Source organism: Spongiimicrobium salis, assembly GCF_043678055.1.
GTDB lineage: Bacteria > Bacteroidota > Bacteroidia > Flavobacteriales > Flavobacteriaceae > Spongiimicrobium > Spongiimicrobium salis.
Map to the genome: position 1 here is coordinate 1,394,623 of NZ_JBHEQA010000001.1, position 17,427 is coordinate 1,412,049.

Below are 17,427 nucleotides of genomic sequence, written 5' to 3' on the forward strand. Positions count from 1 at the left end.
CGATCTCTCGGAGGCTTTTTCTATGTTAGGGGCAAGTGGAGCTATTTCCTTTAGAAGGCATAGTTTAATCCTAGCAACCAATAACTCTGGATCTCACGGTCAATAGAATCAAAAGTAGCCGTAGTATTTCCTAAGGTATTGATTTGATAGTTCAAGGTTTCCTGAGGATTGTTACGCAATCCAAATTCAAATCCAACACCAATTTTACTAAATAAAGTATACCCAAAAGAATTGGTCCATGTCCAATTCGATAAATCTGAGCTGGAATAACTTTGGAAAGCAGATAGATTGGTCTTGAAGCTGACATCTCCCAATTGCCTAGTATAGTCGGCCACAATCTTGGCTCCTAAGGAAGAATCAAAAATGGCATCTTCATTACTAAACACAAAATTATAGTTCAATGGGTGAACTACCACGACCAAATCTGTAATTGGGGTCCAAGTGAAACCAACCCCAATATCCAAATAGCCTGGATCATTGAAGTTGCTTAACAGCGTGGTTCTGTACTCCATTAAAGCAGATACAGCCAGTGATTTACTTAAGTTACGTCCGTAAAGTGAGGAAATATTAAATACATCTGTTGCTTGTTGAAAGCTCGTATCGTCCGTATCAATATCTTTGTCGTCAATTTTTACCCATTGCAGGTTGAGGTTTAAGGAATTCCTCCAAAAATATTTCTCTTGTTTTAAGTTGGCAAAACCGTTTACCGTGAACCCGATGTTTCCTGCAGATGAATTGGGAATTCCTTTGGAAAACCAATTGTTAAATCCGGAAAAACTTCCGCCTATGGTACCAAAAGCACCGGTTTTCCAACCTGGCAAGGCATCAATCTGTGCTTGCAGGGCATCAACTCTTGCCTGTATTGCAGCAATAGAATCTTTTTTAGGAGCTTGTTCCGCTTTAAGCTCTTCAGCGGTTTGGGCAAAGGAAACCGTAGTTCCTGCCAAAAAAGTAAGTACGTATACTAGTTTTTTCATAAATGCGATTGTTAGTGTTTTTACGCTATAAATTTAGACACAAAAACAAAACAAAAGTCACTTATCGCTTAACTTTTACTAACTAGTGATTTTCTTTTTATACAAGGGCACCGAAGAACAGGCTTCTCCATACATGACACTTTTGGCCACGGTTTGCATTTTAGAAGTAATGAACAAATAGGCGTTGGGTGGTACAGGCTTATTGCTACATCCCTTTATAATTACCGGCTTATCTTTATATACCGACAAGTCTAAATTAGCTATAACACCCTGATATATAGAAGCTTCCAATTGCTCCAAAGTTCCAATATAAAAAGCTTTGGCATAAGGTTGCAACTTGGTCGCGATCAACATATAAGCCCATCCTGGGACGATTGCATCGGAAGAACAACCCAAGGCAACGTAGGAATCAGTGTATAGTGCCCAGTCGTGTTCTTTGACGTAGGCTCTAAATTCTTTTTCCCTTAAAATAAAGCCTTCATACAGCCACTCCTTAATATCCAACACCATTCTCTGGCCTTCTGGATAATGATCTTCAAGGTCAAAGGTCATGAGTTGACTTGCCGCAACTTTATTTACAATATCTGCCATTCTTTTTATCTCCTTTTAATGCCTTACAACAATCCAAGTTCCAATTTGGCCTCTTCGCTCATTAAATCCTGCGTCCATGGGGGATCAAATGTAATTTCCACTTCTGCATCATTGACCTCATTGATAGATTTTACCTTCTCCTCTACCTCAACGGGCAGTGTTTCCGCTACGGGACAGTTGGGAGAAGTCAATGTCATTAAAATTTTGACGTCATTATCTTCATTGACAAAAACATCATAGATCAATCCCAATTCATAGATGTCTACGGGGATTTCCGGATCGTAAATCGTCTTTACTACCCTCACTATTTTGTCTCCCAATTCTTGGGTATCTATTTGTATTTCTTCGCTCATTTTTTTCTTTTAAAAATCCAATTTTTAATCCTTCAGGAAGTATGGGTTTTCCTAATTCAACTGTGTTTGATAGGCAATGGCATATAACTTTAATTGCTTTATCATGCTTACCAGACCATTGGCCCGTGTTGGTGACAAGTGTTCTTTTAATCCTATTTCATCAATAAAATTGGTATCTGCCGCTATGATATCCTGCGGCTTTTGATGACTAAATGTACGAATTAGAATGGCAATAATTCCCTTGGTAATGATAGCGTCGCTATCTGCAGTAAAATTCAACTTATCGTCTTTCAATTCTGCATGGACCCAGACCTTACTCTGGCAACCCTTTATGATGTTATCGTCCGTTTTGAATTCCACATTGATCAAAGGAAGGGATTTTCCCAACTCTATCATGTATTCATACCGTTGCATCCAATCATCAAACATGGCAAATTCATCTATAATTTCCTCTTGTATTTCTTTAATTGTCATATGCTTTGCTATTATCCGCTATACTCAAATTCGGGCTACAAAAATACAACAAGTATCCCTGCTTTTCAACAGTTTAAGAAAATGATGGGAAAGTGCGTTATAGAAGCATTTGTTTTGCACGCTTTACCCCTTCAACAAGTACATCTACCTCTTCTTTTGTATTGTAAAAACTGAAACTGGCCCTAACAGTGCCTGGAATATTAAAAAAGTCCATAATAGGTTGGGCGCAATGATGCCCTGTTCTTACGGCTATCCCTAATTTATCCAAAATAGATCCCATATCATAGGGGTGTATCCCTTCTATATTAAATGAAATTACGGATGTCTTGTTTTTCGCCGTACCGTATATTTTTAAGCCTTCTATTTTTAGAAGTTCCTGAGTAGCGTACTTCAATAATTCATTTTCATAAGCAGCAATTGCTTCAAAACTTATTTCATTCATATAATCCAACCCAGCACCAAAAGCAATACCTCCACAAATATTGGGTGTTCCTGCCTCAAACTTATGGGGTAAATCGGCATAGGTGGTCTTCTCGAAGGTGACTTCGGCAATCATTTCACCCCCACCTTGATATGGCGGTAACTTTTTAAGCCATTCTTCCTTCCCATAGAGCATTCCAACTCCAGTTGGGCCACACACTTTATGGGCCGAAATGGTATAAAAATCGACATCCAAAGCTTGAAGATCCGGTTTAATATGAGGCGCTGCTTGAGCTCCATCAATCAAAACGGCCGCTCCTACCTTATGGGCTCCCTCAATAATTTCTTCAATGGGATTAACCGTTCCCAAGGCGTTGGAAACATGGTTACTAAAGACCAACTTGGTTCTCTCAGAAAGCAATTTATGATAGGCCTCCATCACCAATTCCCCATTATCGTTCATTGGTATTACCTTTAAAATAGCCCCTGTACGCTCGCAGAGCATTTGCCAAGGTACAATGTTGGAGTGGTGTTCCATGGCCGAAACTAAAATCTCATCCCCTTTTTTTAACAAAGAGGAGAAACCATTCGCCACCAAATTAATACTATGCGTTGTACCAGACGTAAGGATGATCTCATGGCTCTTAGCCGCATTAAAATGTTGTTGCACCTTAATTCTGGCTTGTTCATATAAATCCGTGGCCTCCTGCGAAAGCGTATGGACACCTCTATGGATATTTGCATTATAATGACTATAATACTCCACAATAACATCGATTACCTGTTGCGGGGTCTGCGATGTGGCTGCATTGTCTAAATATACAAGGGGTTTTCCGTTGACTTCTCTGTTAAGGATCGGAAAATCTTTCCTGACTTTTTCAATAGCTATCATAGTATATACGAATGAAATACAAAGGTATTAACTATTTGCGTGAATGTGCCTTTATATTAAAAGAAGTCTTTAAAAAATGGAAGTAATCCTATAGGATATTATAGTATTGGCTCAACAACACCTAAAAGCGTATCCCTATTCCTACTTTGACAAGGTCGATCGAAGTATTAAATCTGTTCAAATCCAAACCTCTCTGTTTTACGTTGGTATAATCGTATTGCGCTGTTATAAACCAGTTTTTCCCAAAATCATACGTAAGTCCCAAATTGGCACCAAAACCATCTTCAACGGTTGTTTGGGGGCTTCCCAAAAGGCCTGAGATTCGTTGTGTAAAACGACTGTACCCTATTCCCGCAAACGGGCGCAATTTCTTTAAACCGGGAATGATGAATTCTCCAAAAACTTTAGGCTGTATATAATACAATTGTCTATTAAAATCAAAAGAAGGGTCATTGGATTCATCCAAAAAAAGACCGCCGTTAAGACTGGCCCCTAGACGTACAAAATTAAAATCGACAAACCGGTATTTAACTCCCAGATCAAAGATTCCAGTACTATTCAATTCGTCACTTAAAGGATAATTGAGCGCTACACTCCATTTTTTGGAATCATCTTGAGCCAAAATATTCAATGAAATAAATAGGGTTGCAGCAAGAAGTAATTTTTGTATCATAAGGTTTGTTTTAGTTAGACAACATTGTCCTGTCGAAAATAACCTTTATTATTTTATAGAAAATACAACGTTACGTTAAAGCTAGCCTAAGAAAATCCTAATTTCTGGGCATGAAAAAGGCCCCTTTAGCAAAAGAGGCCTTCCAATATTTTATAAGATTTTAAACTATACGTCAAACCCTAAACGCACTCCCAACTTGTTGGCGATCAATTTATTGATGCGCTGTTTCAACTCGGGGATGCGAACACTTTCCAATACATTATTGGCGAAAGCATACATCAATAATGCTCTTGCTTCTTTTTGAGGAATCCCTCTGGATTTTAAGTAAAATAAGGCATCATCATCTAACTGGCCAATAGTACAACCGTGGGAACACTTTACATCATCGGCAAAAATCTCCAACTGTGGTTTTGTATTGATCGTAGCCTTATCACTTACCAAAATATTATTGTTCTGTTGAAAAGCGTTGGTTTTTTGAGCAATTTTATCTACAATAATCTTCCCATTGAAGACTCCTGTGGAATTTTCTCCATAGATTCCCTTATAGTCCTGGTGACTCTCACAATTCGGCTCAATATGGTGTACCAAGGTGTGGTGATCTACATGTTGTTTATCGCCTAGGATAGTCACCCCTTTCATTACAGAGTCCAAATATTCTCCGTTCTGATAAAAATTGAGGTTGTTCCGTGTTAGTTTCCCTCCAAAAGAAAAAGTATGGAATTTCACCACGCTGTTATTTCCTTTTTGATCCACATAGGTATTATCGATCAGGGAAGCATTCGCCCTATCATTTTGAACTTTGTAGTAATCTACAATAGCGTTTTTAGCCGCAAAAATCTCGGTCACCGCATTGGTCAAGACCTCATTGTCCGTTAAGCTCTGGTGCCGTTCTATGATCTGCAGTTCGGCATTCTCTTCCACAACCACCAAATTCCGAGGTTGCAGTAATAATGCGTCTTCAGCACCTGTGGAAAAATGTAGGATCTCAACAGGCTTTTTGGGCATTTTATTTTTTGGAATATAGATATAGGCACCTTCCTTGCTAAAGGCCGTATTTAGGTTTGTCAAGGATTCATCTTTTGACGCTACCTTATTGAAATAAACCTCTATGACCTGCTTGTACATCGGTTTTGTCAAAGCAGCGCTAAGCAGGCAAATATCAACGCCGTCATGCGTTGTTTCGGATAGATAAGAACTGTATACCCCGTCTATAAAAACGATTTTATACGTATCTATCTCATGTAAAAAGTACTTCTTTACATCTTTGTATTCCAGAGCGCTCTCTTTCTTGGGAAAGACACTAAAATCTATCTTCTGCAGTCCTTTGAGGGAGGTATACTTCCAGGCTTCTTCTTTTTTGGAAGGGAAGCCCTTTGTTTCAAAAGTCTTTATAGCATTGGAACGAATATCATGTACCGGATTTTCCACGTCCACATTGTTCTCAAACGCTAAAAAAGAGGAAACCAATTTATCTTTTAAATCCATCTTAATTCAGTTGGCAGCAAACAAAGGAATAACGCCTATTTTAGGGCTATTCTCTCCTTACTACAATTATACTACAGTTTCTTGTTTTAACCAATCGTACCCTTTGTCCTCTAATTCCAAGGCCAATTCCTTGGTTCCAGATTTTACGATTTTTCCATTGTGCAATACATGTACAAAATCTGGTACAATATGCTCCAATAGACGTTGGTAATGGGTAATAACGATGATGGCGTTATCCTTACTTCTCAATTTATTTACCCCATTGGCTACAATACGAAGGGCATCGATATCCAAACCGGAATCTGTTTCATCCAAAATGGCCAATTTTGGCTCTAACATGGCCATTTGAAAAATTTCATTCCTTTTTTTCTCTCCTCCGGAAAAACCTTCATTTAAGGAACGGGACAAAAATTTGCGGTCAATTTCCAAAAGCTCAGATTTCTCCTTGATCAACTTCAACATATCTTTGGCAGGCATGTCTTCCATTCCTCTTGCCTTTCTAGATTCATTGATCGCTGTTTTCATGAAATTTGTTACAGATACCCCAGGAATCTCAACCGGATATTGAAAGGATAGAAAAACCCCTTTGTGGGCACGTTCTTCCGGAGCATCATCTTCTAAATCCTCTCCATCAAGAAAAACGGCACCTTCGGTAATTTCAAAATCTTCCTTTCCTGCAATTACAGAGGCTAAAGTACTCTTACCTGAACCGTTAGGCCCCATAATGGCGTGTACTTCTCCTGCGTTTACTTGCAAGTCTATTCCCTTTAATATCTCCTTGTCTTCTACACGAGCGTGCAGGTTCTCTATTTTCAACATAGCTATAAATTCTATATTACTTTAAATAATTGGGTGCCTTAGGCATTTTTTCAAAATCTTCTTTTCTGTGCTGTATGTACACGGTGGCCTTCGTCTCTTCCGCAAAGGCTTCAAACGCTTCCATACTGGCTATGGTTTGTTCAACATTAAAGTTGAAACTGGGTATTCTTCTGTGCTCTCTATTCTCAATAAGGTGATACAAATCTCCAGATAGCAATACGGGACCATGTTCCACGAGGTCTACATATAATACCATATGCCCTGGGGTATGTCCAGGAGTGGACTTAAGGATAACACTACCATCACCAAAAACATCATGATCTCCATTCAAACGTTGAATGTTCTTTAACTCGCTAACCGCTCCAAAGATCTGCTCATTATTCTTTATGGAATCGTATTCTACGCCTTGAACCAGCCATGTGGCATCCTTAAAAACATTGGCAGAGCCCGTATGATCAAAATGACTATGGGACAGGGCAATGTATTTGAAGTCTTTCGGTGTCAACCCTATTTGTTTCAATTGATTCACTACGGAATCCTTTCTGGAAATGGTAAAGGCTCCACCTGGAGGGGTTGTTGGTTCTGGCTGCCCTACTAACCCTTCTGGAAGGCCAGCATCCCAAATTAAATTTCCCTTTGGATGACTAATTACATACATAGCATCTGCGAACTCTCTTGATTGTCCCTGGTAGGTGGTATCCTGAGAAAACAACTCCAATTTATTCGCAATAACATTGCCTCCACTAAAGGTGTACAATTTTATCGCTGGCTTGGCCACTTCCTTTTCAGCCATAGTATCTTCTTGTGATTCCTTTTTGGCATCCTTGCAAGAAAACAAGGCCAATATTGCGAAAAGCGCTACAAATTTTTTCATGGTCTCTTTTGTATTTCTTCTTAACCTACGGAACCTTCCAAACTAATTTCCAATAATTTCTGGGCTTCCACAGCAAATTCCATGGGCAATTTGTTCAATACCTCTTTGCTGAATCCATTTACGATCAATGCGATCGCTTTTTCGGTATCAATACCACGTTGATTGCAATAGAATATTTGGTCTTCACCAATCTTACTGGTAGTTGCTTCGTGTTCTATTTGGGCCGATTTATTTTTGGTTTCGATATATGGAAAGGTATGGGCACCACATTCATTTCCCATTAATAAGGAATCACATTGTGAAAAGTTCCTTGCATTTATAGCGTTGCGGTTCACTTGAACCAGACCGCGATAGCTATTTTGGGATTTTCCAGCAGAAATTCCTTTGGAGATAATAGTACTCTTCGTATTCTTTCCTAAATGGACCATCTTCGTTCCCGTATCTGCTTGTTGGTAGTTGTTGGTCACCGCTATGGAATAAAACTCTCCAATAGAATTGTCACCTTTAAGGATACAGGAAGGATATTTCCATGTTACGGCAGAACCAGTTTCTACTTGCGTCCAAGATATTTTTGCATTCTTCTCACAAAGTCCACGTTTGGTCACAAAATTGAATACACCACCTTTACCTTCTTTATCTCCCGGGAACCAGTTTTGTACCGTTGAGTATTTTATCTCGGCATCGTCTAAGGCAATTAGCTCTACCACAGCGGCATGTAATTGATTTTCATCCCTTGAAGGTGCCGTACATCCTTCCAAATAACTTACATAACTGCTTTCATCTGCAATGACCAAGGTTCTTTCGAACTGGCCTGTTCCCCCTTCATTAATTCTAAAGTATGTAGATAATTCCATAGGACATTTTACCCCTTTTGGAATATAACAAAAAGAGCCATCGGTAAAAACTGCGGAATTCAGTGCCGCATAAAAATTATCGGTTTTAGGAACTATGGTCCCCATGTATTTTTTCACCAATTCAGGATGTTCCTGAATAGCTTCGGAAATAGGCATAAAAATAATTCCCTTTTCCGCCAAGGTTTTTTGAAAGGTCGTAGCTACAGAAACAGAGTCTACAACAATATCCACAGCAACATTTTGTAGTCGCTTTTGTTCATCAATGGAGATTCCCAACTTTTTATACATTTCCAATAATTCGGGATCTACATCGTCCAAGGATTTGTTGGGATCTGCTTTTTTGGGCGCAGAATAATAGCTAATGGCCTGAAAATCTGGTTTTTCATAATTGACATTGGCCCATTCTGGCTCCTCCATCTTTTCCCAGATGCGAAAGGCATCCAATCGCCATTCGGTCATCCATTCCGGTTCGTTTTTCTTTTTCGAAATCGCACGAACGATATCTTCGTTCAATCCCTTCGGAAAAGTATCGGACTCAATATCGGTATAAAAACCATACTCGTATTCTTGAGTTTCCAGTTCTTTTTTTAACTCTTCTTCTGTATATGCCATACTTTTTTTAATATACCACGCGTTACCACAACCCGTGATGAATTATTCAATTGTTGAGATTGTCGATTATAGGGAAAAGCTTTCTCCGCAACCACAAGTTCGTTGTGCATTGGGGTTGTTGAATACAAAACCTTTTCCGTTGAGACCCCCAGAATATTCCAAGGTAGTCCCTATCAGATATAAAAAACTCTTTTTATTGACCACAATACGTACTGCATTGTCTTCAAAAATCTTATCTGCCTCTTCTGACTTATCATCAAACCCTAATTCATAGGACAATCCACTACATCCCCCGCTCTTAACACCTACTCGGACAAAATCTTTGTCGGCATTATATCCTTCTTCAGTCATTAGGGTAATGATCTTTTGTTTAGCTCCTTCCGATACTTTGATCATACTTAATTGGATTTAATCTAAATAGTTTGCAAATATACTACATAAGTAGGTTTTCTCCTCAATTCCTAACATTATTATAACGTATAACTCTATAAGTTTTACTTATTTACTTTCTCGTTGAATTCAATTGCTATAGCGTACTCATTGGCAACGCATTATCGTTGCCTTTGAATAATAGCCCTCAAATTTGTCTAACAAAAATATCAAAAACCTTAGACAAGTTCCAAAAAAGCCTGAAAAATGGTGCGTATTCACAGATCCTATTTATTTTTGCAGCATGCTTGAAAATAAGAATGTAGAAAAAACTTCTTTGGAGGAATTGGGGGAGTTTGGTTTGATCGATCACTTGACAAAAAACTTTTCAATTCAACACAGTTCTACGGTAAAAGGGATTGGTGACGATGCCGCTATTCTGGATTTTAAGGATAAAAAGACTGTAGTAACCACCGACTTGTTGGTAGAAGGTGTTCATTTTGACCTCAGTTATATGCCCTTAAAACACTTAGGGTATAAGGCCGTCATTGTGAATCTATCTGATATTTACGCCATGAATGCCAAAGCTACCCAGGTGACGATTTCAATTGCGGCATCCAATCGTTTTCCATTGGAGGCCTTAGAGGAATTGTATCGCGGTATTGCATTGGCCGCGGAAATATATAAGGTTGACGTTGTGGGTGGCGATACCACCTCATCCAATACGGGCCTACTGATAAGTATTACCGCTATTGGTGAAATAGATACTCAAGATATTGTATATCGCAATGGTGCAAAACCCAACGACCTCCTAGTCGTTTCTGGAGACCTTGGAGGGGCTTATATGGGACTACAGGTGTTGGAACGCGAAAAAGAAGTATTCAAAGTAAACCCTAACAATCAACCAGATTTGGAACCCTATACTTATATCGTAGAGCGTCAGTTAAAACCTGAAGCAAGAAAGGATGTTGCCCCTTTGCTCAAAGCCTTGGAAATACACCCAAGCTCAATGATCGATATCAGTGATGGGCTCTCCTCCGAAATACTGCATTTGTGTAAACAAAGTGATGTAGGATGTAACTTATACGAAGATAAAATTCCTTTAGACCCAACCGTTATCTCCTCTTGTGAGGAGTTTCAATTGAACAGTACTGTAGTCGCATTGAGCGGTGGGGAAGATTACGAACTCCTCTTTACCATCGATCAACAAGACTTTCCTAAGATAAAAGGGAATCCCAATTTTACGGTTATTGGACATATGACCCCTAAAAATGAGGGGGTTCATATGATTTCTAGAGGCAATACTAAAATCCCCATCACGGCCCAGGGTTGGAATTCATTTGAAGACAAAGATTAAAAGTTCTTAAAAGAAATCCTTAGTTTTAAGTCTGTAGAATCCATCCAGACTATGCAACTCATCTTAAGTGCGACCCTTGGCGCAGGGGTCCTTATGTTTTTGGTATTGCTCTCGAAACAAAAGAAAAGCAAAGAGGACTATTTTTTTCTTTTTTGGACTCTTGCTGTGCTTTTGCAGATCGGTTTTTATGAGATCAGTATATTTCAATTTCCATTGAAGGGTATTTTGGCCATAGCTGCTTTTGCCCTTCCTCTTTTGACGGCTCCCCTCTTGTATCTTTATATTAAATTTTTGATCCATAAACGTCTTTCATCGAGGGAAACTTTACTTCACTTAAGTATTTACCCCTGCTTTGTTGTTCTCTTTGCAGGGACAATAAGGGCCACAAAAACGGGCATAATTACGGCTAAAGGCTATCTTATTGGTGTGCCAGAGTCTCCGTCTTGGCTTCATTACTTTGCCATTCCTTTAGCCATTTCCGGCTTTGCCTATTGCGTTGCCAATTTGTGGGTATTAAAGGAACATCGGGAACGTATTGTACACTTTTTTTCTTATGAAGAAAAAATCAACCTCAAATGGGTGAAGTATATGGTGTATTCTTATTTTCTTCTTTTCGTGATTTCCAGTTTCCTCATCTTTGGCGCTACCCAATTTCAACTATTTCCTATTGATTTTGCTTTTACCTGGGTTGGATTTACCCTAGGTTTGATTTTAATCGCTTTTGGCTTTTATGGTTTTCGACAAACCGATATTTTCTCCAACCTTTCAGCTTCTAAAGTATCCTTATCTGCAAAAGAGGATATATTTAAAAAGAATGAGGCTGTCTATGCGAAATCTGGATTGACTTTGGCTAAAATTGAAGCACTTGCCCCGCAGTTAACCCAATATATGCAGGAAAAAAAGCCCTATTTAAATGAGAATCTTACCCTGACCACCCTAGCCCAAGAATGCGCATGGTCCCAAGCACATCTTTCCCAAATCATCAACACCTATTTTAAAGTTAATTTTTACGATTTTATAAATCAGTATCGTATCGAAGAAGCCAAATCCATGTTGCTTTCACCTCATCATGATCGACTTTCTTTTTTAGGCATTGCCTTTGATTGTGGTTTTAAATCTAAATCTTCCTTCAATCGGTATTTTAAAAAATACACGGGACTATCTCCTACCGAATTCAAAAAAAAACATACAAAATAGCCTCAGCCCATGGGTTGGGTCGCAGAAAACGATAGCGCTAAGGAAGTTTGTAAAAAAACAATTCCATGGAAGATTTCACATTGCTTCATAAAACCAATATCATATTACATGTAGGTGCAGGCCTCATCGCTTTGTTGCTAGGTGCCGTTATTTTACTTCTAAAAAAAGGCGATACAAGACATCGGAAAATGGGACAGATCTTTCTGGGTCTCCTAAGCTTGGTAGTAGCCACTGCAATCGCCGGAGTCCTTGTTTTTGGCAGGAATACTTTCCTACTGGTCCTAACCGTTGCCAGCGGGTATTATGGCTATTCTGGCTTTCGCATCGCAAGGATAAAATCAAATACTCCTAAAACGATAGACATCGGTATTGCCCTATTGAGCCTCTGTATTGCCCTGTACTTTTTGTATTATATTAAGCAGATTGGTATGATTTGGTCTCCCGTTATCATCTATGCCACCGTGGGGAATCTCTTCCTTGTTATTCTTTATGACTTTTTAAAGTACCTTATCCCCAAAACAGTATATGCAAACTTGTGGTTATATGAACATATCTATAAACTAATCGCCGCATTCACAGCATTACTATCTGCAGCCGTGGGTACCGTGTTCCCAGACTTTAAACCTTACAGTCAATTCTTGCCCTCTGTTTTTGGAACATGCCTGGCTATTGGATTCATTTTCTATTTTTGGCGAGTGAACAAAAAAAGAAAAGTATCCGAATCATAGTTTTCCTCTGCAATACTACAATTCGTTAAAAGAATCCCAATTTCATATAAGGCTTATAAGGGTTTACAGGCTCAAAATTCATATCTTCTATTTTTATTCCCGAAAATGGCTTTATGAATTTTTCAGAAACACTGATTCTATTTTTCTCTTTCCAAGCGGCACTACTTGCCCTTCTTTTCTCGTTGAAGAAAGAGCGCAAAACAGCCAATCGTTTATTCGCTATTTTTTTACTTGTTTTCTCGTATAACCTCTTTTATAATGTACTTTATTGGTCTCAGTTCGATGAATTCTTGTTGGTAGTATTATCCCGAACATATTACATTCCCCTTTCCTTATATGGTGCCCTTTTTTTTCTCTATATACGTACCATTGCATCCTCTAAAAAAATGTCTTGGAAAGACAGCCTACATGGTATTCCATTTTTATTGGCCCTTGCCCAGTTCAGTCCCTATTTTTTCCTATCATTCGATACAAAAATGACCCTGCTTCAATCTCCTGAACAATACCAGGCAACGACGCTGGGAATTCCTTTTTTCTATCCTCTTTTGATCCTTACCATGGCCGGTTATGGGATCTATACCTATATTAGATTTGTACGTGACTACAAAAATGACCCGGAGCTCTCCATATGGCTCAGAACCATTAGTTTTAGCTTTATTCTATTTACGCTATCCCATATCGTTTATTGCAGCATGGTCCTGCTCTCTCTAGTGGCCCTGTCTTTTGACTACTTCATCACTTTCTTTATGATTCTCTTTATTGGTCTCGTTTGTTATTTTGCCTTTATGCACGCTTCCATATTTAATGGGAATAAGGCCATAGAAAATGTAATTCCCTTTGTAAAGTACAAGAGAACCGGATTATCCAAGGCCTTCTCCTTAGAACTGAAGCAGAAACTCTTGGAAATCATGGAAAATGAAAAACCATATCGCAATCCGGAAATCCGATTGGATACCTTGGCAGAAATGTTGGATATCTCCAGGCACCATACTTCCCAGATCATCAATGAACACTTTTCGGTTAATTTTTTCGACTTCATTAACACCTATCGCATTCGTGAGGCAGAACGCCTGCTCCTTTCTAAAAAATCTTCCTTGTCCATTACCGATATCGCCTATAAATCTGGTTTTAACAATCGGGTTTCCTTTTATAAGGCCTTTAGAAAAATAGAAGGTACAACGCCCTCAAAATATAGGGAACACAATACGGCTTCTTAATCTTCAATCTACAAACAACTGTAAATGTTCGTAAGAGTGTACGCCCCGCAACGCTTCTTTTACTTCCTTTACAGCAACCTATTGAAGATGGGATTGTATTTAATTCCTCAATGTATTCAGGACATTGCGCACTTCTTATGAAACGATGGCGATGTTGAAAGTGATTTGAGCGTCTTGGGACTATTTCTTTCCCATCTTCTTCAATAGTACTCGATACCATTTTAGACCAAAAACAAGATTATGAAGCGCTATTCCTTTATGATACCTTTACTACTGCTCAGTAGCTACCTCACCCTTTCTCAAGAGGGTTCACCACTTTATAAAAAATCTTCTGAAAACACTTTAAAGCAACTCATGATTTACGATAATCTTATCGGGGATTGTTCATGCAAATCCCTTCGAAGAGGTCCCCAAGGTCAATGGCAGGACACTGTTGATTTAAAGTGGAAATGGAGCTATATCATGGACGGCAAGGGTGTTAAGGACGAAGGGTGGTATATCTCCAATACTAAAAAACATCATTTCACAAGCATTCGGGTATACGATACCCTACATCAGCATTGGTATGTATCCTATTTTACGCCCGATCTTCAAAGCAAACCGGAAACCTGGATCGGGGGGATTCAAGGAACTCATATTGTTCTTAAAAAAGATCAAGAAACTCCTCAAGGTCTCATGCAGAGTATTTTGACCTTTTCCAATATCAGCGAGAAAGGTTTTCATTGGGAAGGGAAAATCGTGAATGCCGAAAAAAAAATAAATTATCCCTTTTGGAAAATCTGGTGCCTCAAAGAAGAATGATCAACTTGTTCATAATCCTTATGATGCTATGTAAATCCAATTTTTATACCTTTAATACCCTTGTTTTGGGTCTAAAACAACATGAATATGCTAAAAAAAATAACCTTAGTAATCGTCTTAAGTCTAGGTTCAATGGCCTATGGACAGGAAATAGCTATAAATACCTTTGATTTCTGGCTGGGGGAGTGGGAACTACAATGGCAAAAAGGAGATGGAACCCAAGGCCATGGCACCAATTCTATTGTGCGGATATTGGATGGGAAGGTCATTCAGGAAAATTTTGAAGATCCGGAATCCGGTTTTAAGGGAATGAGCCTTTCGGTATTTAATCCCATTAGTAAAAAATGGCATCAGGCCTGGGCCGATAATGCTGGAGGTTACTACGATTTTGTAGGTGATATTGATAATGAAAACCCAATTTTTACTACCAAAGCCGTGCAACAAGGTGAAAAAACAATCATACAACGGATGGTATTCAAAGATATCACGAAAGATGCATTGGTTTGGGATTGGGAAAAGACTGAAGATGGAGGAAAACAGTGGCAATTGCAATGGAGGATCCATTATACACGCAAAAAGCCTTAATCCGATTTTTTAAACTTGCTTTTTAAAGTAGTCCTATTCAATAATGGCGTAGAAGATCCAAGTTTTTACAAAAAAAATTCCCGAAAATAAAGGGCAGTCCTATCCCTGCTATCATGGGGCAGTATGATAGCAAAGAAACTGGTGCTCAATTAATTCTCAGGAATAATTTTAAAAGTTCCAAGTACTCCCCTCAGGGTTGGAACTTGCTCGCCAAAGCATAACTAGGCCACTTGTTGTGTAGCTCTATGTTTCTTTTGATAAATATTTTCCAGTGTTTCGTTGATCTCCTGCATCTCCGGGGTCAAAGCGGAAAGATTACCACTTACATCTGTCGTTACCTGTTTACCACAATGGATGCATTTATACTCTTTAATGTGAAGGGTGACTCTTTTTGACACGGTATAGTGGTGCCCAAAAATATTGCAAAATACTTTTTTCATGCCGTAGGTTTTAAGTTGCATCGGTAGGTTTGGGGTCCTTTAAAATGCATAGGTTAATTTCGTAATGTTTGGTTATTTAAAGCGCTTTTGGGGTGCTTTGGAACAAGAACGGCCAAGGTGTATTTTTATTGGCTTTCTGAATTATTTTTTTTCATATTTTCGACGAACGTCATTTTTTTCGGTAAACGGCATTAAAATATCGGTGAATAACCTCATTATGATCGCTGCTTTTCTTTTATCTTTCGAGAGAATTTATCGTCCATGAATAAAAACAAAGAGGTCTTCGTCATAGCTTTTGCCCTATTTTCACTGTTCTTTGGTGCAGGCAATTTAATTCTTCCTCCTTTATTGGGGCTAAAATCTGGAAATCTCTGGTGGCTCGTTACTTTAGGCTTTTGCGTTTCTGCTGTCGCAATTCCCATTTTAGGGATAATGGCCCATGCAAAATTACAAGGCACCATTTTCAACTTTGGAGAAAAAGTATCCTCGGGCTTTAGTTTGGTCTATTCTATGATCATCTATATTATTTCTATAAGTCTCCCCTCGCCACGTACCGCTTCCACAACGCATGAAATGGCGGTACAACCCTTTCTGAATTCCGCTCCCATATATACTAGTCTTGTTTTTTTTGGGTTGGTCTATATTTTTGTGATGAATCGTTCCAAGATTCTCAATATTTTAGGTAAAATATTGACGCCCGCCATTATCATCATTCTATTGTCCATTATAGGGATTACTGTATTTTCAGATCTGCCTTCATTTGGAGAGACCATTTTTAAAAATCCATTTACAGATGGAATTCTGGAAGGTTATCAGACCTTTGACGCTATTGGAGCTGTAGTGGTTGGTGGCGTAATCATTGTTTCTATTAACTTAAAAGGAGAACACACCTATGAAGAAAAAAGAAGCTTGATTCGCAAAGCAGGTTTAATTGCCGGATCGGGACTCTTTATTATATATACTGGCTTAATTGTTGCTGGAGCCCTAATGCACCAAAGTTTTGACACTTCTATTTCCAGAACAGCTCTTTTAAACGGTATTAGTATAAAAACACTGGGTAATACGGCCAGCTTTTTTCTTAGTGTCTTGGTAAGTTTGGCCTGTTTTACAACGGCTGTTGGAATCGTGGCCGGTGCCGCCGACTTCATTAAATCGCGTTACAATAATTCGCAAAAGGCATATACCATTACGGCCATAGTGGGATGTTTGGCCGGAGTAATTATGGGGCAATTCAATGTAGGTTACATTATCGCTGTGGCCCTTCCCGCACTAATGTTTATTTACCCCATCACCATTGTATTGATCTTATTGAATGTGCTTCCTGATAAATTTACACCCCCCACGGTATTCAAGATCGTAGTGCTTACAACGGTCATTTTTAGTATTCCTGATTTTCTGGGCAGCATTGGGTTTGGAGATAAAATAGCATCTCTTGCGGCTTATATACCGCTTAGTGATGCCAGTATGGGCTGGGTTTTACCTGCACTTCTGGTATTTGCCTTTATGAACCTAAAAACAATGTTCACTGCCACCAGAGCTTAGCTTATTTGAAGTTAAAAATTGTTGGTTACTCTTTTATTTTAAAATAAATTATTGGTTAAACATCTAATAACCAATAATTTAAATCTAAAATAATCATAAACTTCTCCTAAAAAGTAACGAAACTGTAAACTTTGTATTCCTTCATCGTCTAAACCATCGTTATTAAA

Annotated in this window: 19 protein-coding genes; 7 read left to right on the plus strand and 12 right to left on the minus strand. The window is 38.7% G+C overall.

The window, feature by feature from the left end:
• Positions 1 to 50 precede the first annotated feature (50 nt).
• The 11 genes from ACEXOE_RS06220 to ACEXOE_RS06270 all read right to left on the minus strand — a co-directional run bounded on the left by ACEXOE_RS06220 (position 51) and on the right by ACEXOE_RS06270 (position 9,420).
• Positions 51 to 977 (minus strand): DUF3078 domain-containing protein, encoded by a 927-nt coding sequence (locus ACEXOE_RS06220; protein ID WP_394747874.1) that lies wholly within the window; start codon positions 975 to 977, stop codon positions 51 to 53.
• A gap of 78 nt (positions 978 to 1,055) precedes the next feature.
• Positions 1,056 to 1,568 carry a DUF2480 family protein gene (locus ACEXOE_RS06225; protein ID WP_394747875.1) on the minus strand — a complete coding sequence of 171 codons (513 nt, stop codon included), beginning with the start codon at positions 1,566 to 1,568 and terminating at the stop codon, positions 1,056 to 1,058.
• Between the two features lie 23 nt (positions 1,569 to 1,591).
• Positions 1,592 to 1,921, minus strand: coding sequence for a DUF59 domain-containing protein (locus ACEXOE_RS06230; RefSeq protein WP_394747876.1), 330 nt, complete (start codon positions 1,919 to 1,921; stop codon positions 1,592 to 1,594).
• Between the two features lie 51 nt (positions 1,922 to 1,972).
• A complete protein-coding gene (locus tag ACEXOE_RS06235; protein ID WP_394747877.1) occupies positions 1,973 to 2,395 on the minus strand; it encodes a SufE family protein in 423 nt (140 codons plus the stop codon).
• A gap of 97 nt (positions 2,396 to 2,492) precedes the next feature.
• Entirely contained in the window at positions 2,493 to 3,707 is a 1,215-nt protein-coding gene (locus ACEXOE_RS06240; RefSeq protein ID WP_394747878.1) for an aminotransferase class V-fold PLP-dependent enzyme, read from the minus strand.
• A gap of 121 nt (positions 3,708 to 3,828) precedes the next feature.
• Positions 3,829 to 4,380: an outer membrane beta-barrel protein gene (locus tag ACEXOE_RS06245; protein WP_394747879.1), complete on the minus strand. Its 552-nt coding sequence runs from the start codon at positions 4,378 to 4,380 to the stop codon at positions 3,829 to 3,831.
• A gap of 165 nt (positions 4,381 to 4,545) precedes the next feature.
• Positions 4,546 to 5,865, minus strand: a complete 1,320-nt coding sequence (sufD, locus tag ACEXOE_RS06250) for a Fe-S cluster assembly protein SufD (protein ID WP_394747880.1) — start codon at positions 5,863 to 5,865, stop codon at positions 4,546 to 4,548.
• Positions 5,866 to 5,931: 66 nt separating this feature from the next.
• Positions 5,932 to 6,684 (minus strand): Fe-S cluster assembly ATPase SufC, encoded by a 753-nt coding sequence (gene sufC, locus ACEXOE_RS06255; RefSeq protein WP_394747881.1) that lies wholly within the window; start codon positions 6,682 to 6,684, stop codon positions 5,932 to 5,934.
• Positions 6,685 to 6,700: 16 nt separating this feature from the next.
• A complete protein-coding gene (locus ACEXOE_RS06260) occupies positions 6,701 to 7,558 on the minus strand; it encodes an N-acyl homoserine lactonase family protein (protein WP_394747882.1) in 858 nt (285 codons plus the stop codon).
• A gap of 20 nt (positions 7,559 to 7,578) precedes the next feature.
• Positions 7,579 to 9,024 carry a Fe-S cluster assembly protein SufB gene (gene sufB / locus ACEXOE_RS06265; RefSeq protein WP_394747883.1) on the minus strand — a complete coding sequence of 482 codons (1,446 nt, stop codon included), beginning with the start codon at positions 9,022 to 9,024 and terminating at the stop codon, positions 7,579 to 7,581.
• A gap of 66 nt (positions 9,025 to 9,090) precedes the next feature.
• On the minus strand, positions 9,091 to 9,420 hold the full coding sequence (locus ACEXOE_RS06270) for a HesB/IscA family protein (RefSeq protein ID WP_394747884.1): 330 nt from the start codon (positions 9,418 to 9,420) through the stop codon (positions 9,091 to 9,093).
• Between the two features lie 277 nt (positions 9,421 to 9,697).
• On the opposite strand from ACEXOE_RS06270, the gene thiL reads away from it, so the two are divergent.
• From thiL to ACEXOE_RS06300, 6 genes are all read left to right on the plus strand, one after another.
• Positions 9,698 to 10,750, plus strand: a complete 1,053-nt coding sequence (gene thiL, locus ACEXOE_RS06275; protein ID WP_394747885.1) for a thiamine-phosphate kinase — start codon at positions 9,698 to 9,700, stop codon at positions 10,748 to 10,750.
• A gap of 51 nt (positions 10,751 to 10,801) precedes the next feature.
• Positions 10,802 to 11,947 (plus strand): helix-turn-helix domain-containing protein, encoded by a 1,146-nt coding sequence (locus ACEXOE_RS06280; RefSeq protein WP_394747886.1) that lies wholly within the window; start codon positions 10,802 to 10,804, stop codon positions 11,945 to 11,947.
• A 65-nt stretch (positions 11,948 to 12,012) separates the two neighbouring features.
• Entirely contained in the window at positions 12,013 to 12,675 is a 663-nt protein-coding gene (locus ACEXOE_RS06285; RefSeq protein ID WP_394747887.1) for a hypothetical protein, read from the plus strand.
• A 113-nt stretch (positions 12,676 to 12,788) separates the two neighbouring features.
• Positions 12,789 to 13,892, plus strand: a complete 1,104-nt coding sequence (locus ACEXOE_RS06290) for an AraC family transcriptional regulator (protein WP_394747888.1) — start codon at positions 12,789 to 12,791, stop codon at positions 13,890 to 13,892.
• Positions 13,893 to 14,132: 240 nt separating this feature from the next.
• Positions 14,133 to 14,693 (plus strand): hypothetical protein, encoded by a 561-nt coding sequence (locus ACEXOE_RS06295; protein WP_394747889.1) that lies wholly within the window; start codon positions 14,133 to 14,135, stop codon positions 14,691 to 14,693.
• 87 nt (positions 14,694 to 14,780) lie between these two features.
• On the plus strand, positions 14,781 to 15,278 hold the full coding sequence (locus ACEXOE_RS06300; protein WP_394747890.1) for a hypothetical protein: 498 nt from the start codon (positions 14,781 to 14,783) through the stop codon (positions 15,276 to 15,278).
• 221 nt (positions 15,279 to 15,499) lie between these two features.
• On the opposite strand, the gene ACEXOE_RS06305 is transcribed toward ACEXOE_RS06300, so the two are convergent.
• Positions 15,500 to 15,718, minus strand: coding sequence for a hypothetical protein (locus ACEXOE_RS06305; RefSeq protein WP_394747891.1), 219 nt, complete (start codon positions 15,716 to 15,718; stop codon positions 15,500 to 15,502).
• Between the two features lie 261 nt (positions 15,719 to 15,979).
• On the opposite strand from ACEXOE_RS06305, the gene brnQ reads away from it, so the two are divergent.
• Positions 15,980 to 17,260: a branched-chain amino acid transport system II carrier protein gene (brnQ, locus tag ACEXOE_RS06310; protein WP_394747892.1), complete on the plus strand. Its 1,281-nt coding sequence runs from the start codon at positions 15,980 to 15,982 to the stop codon at positions 17,258 to 17,260.
• Positions 17,261 to 17,427: the final 167 nt, after the last annotated feature.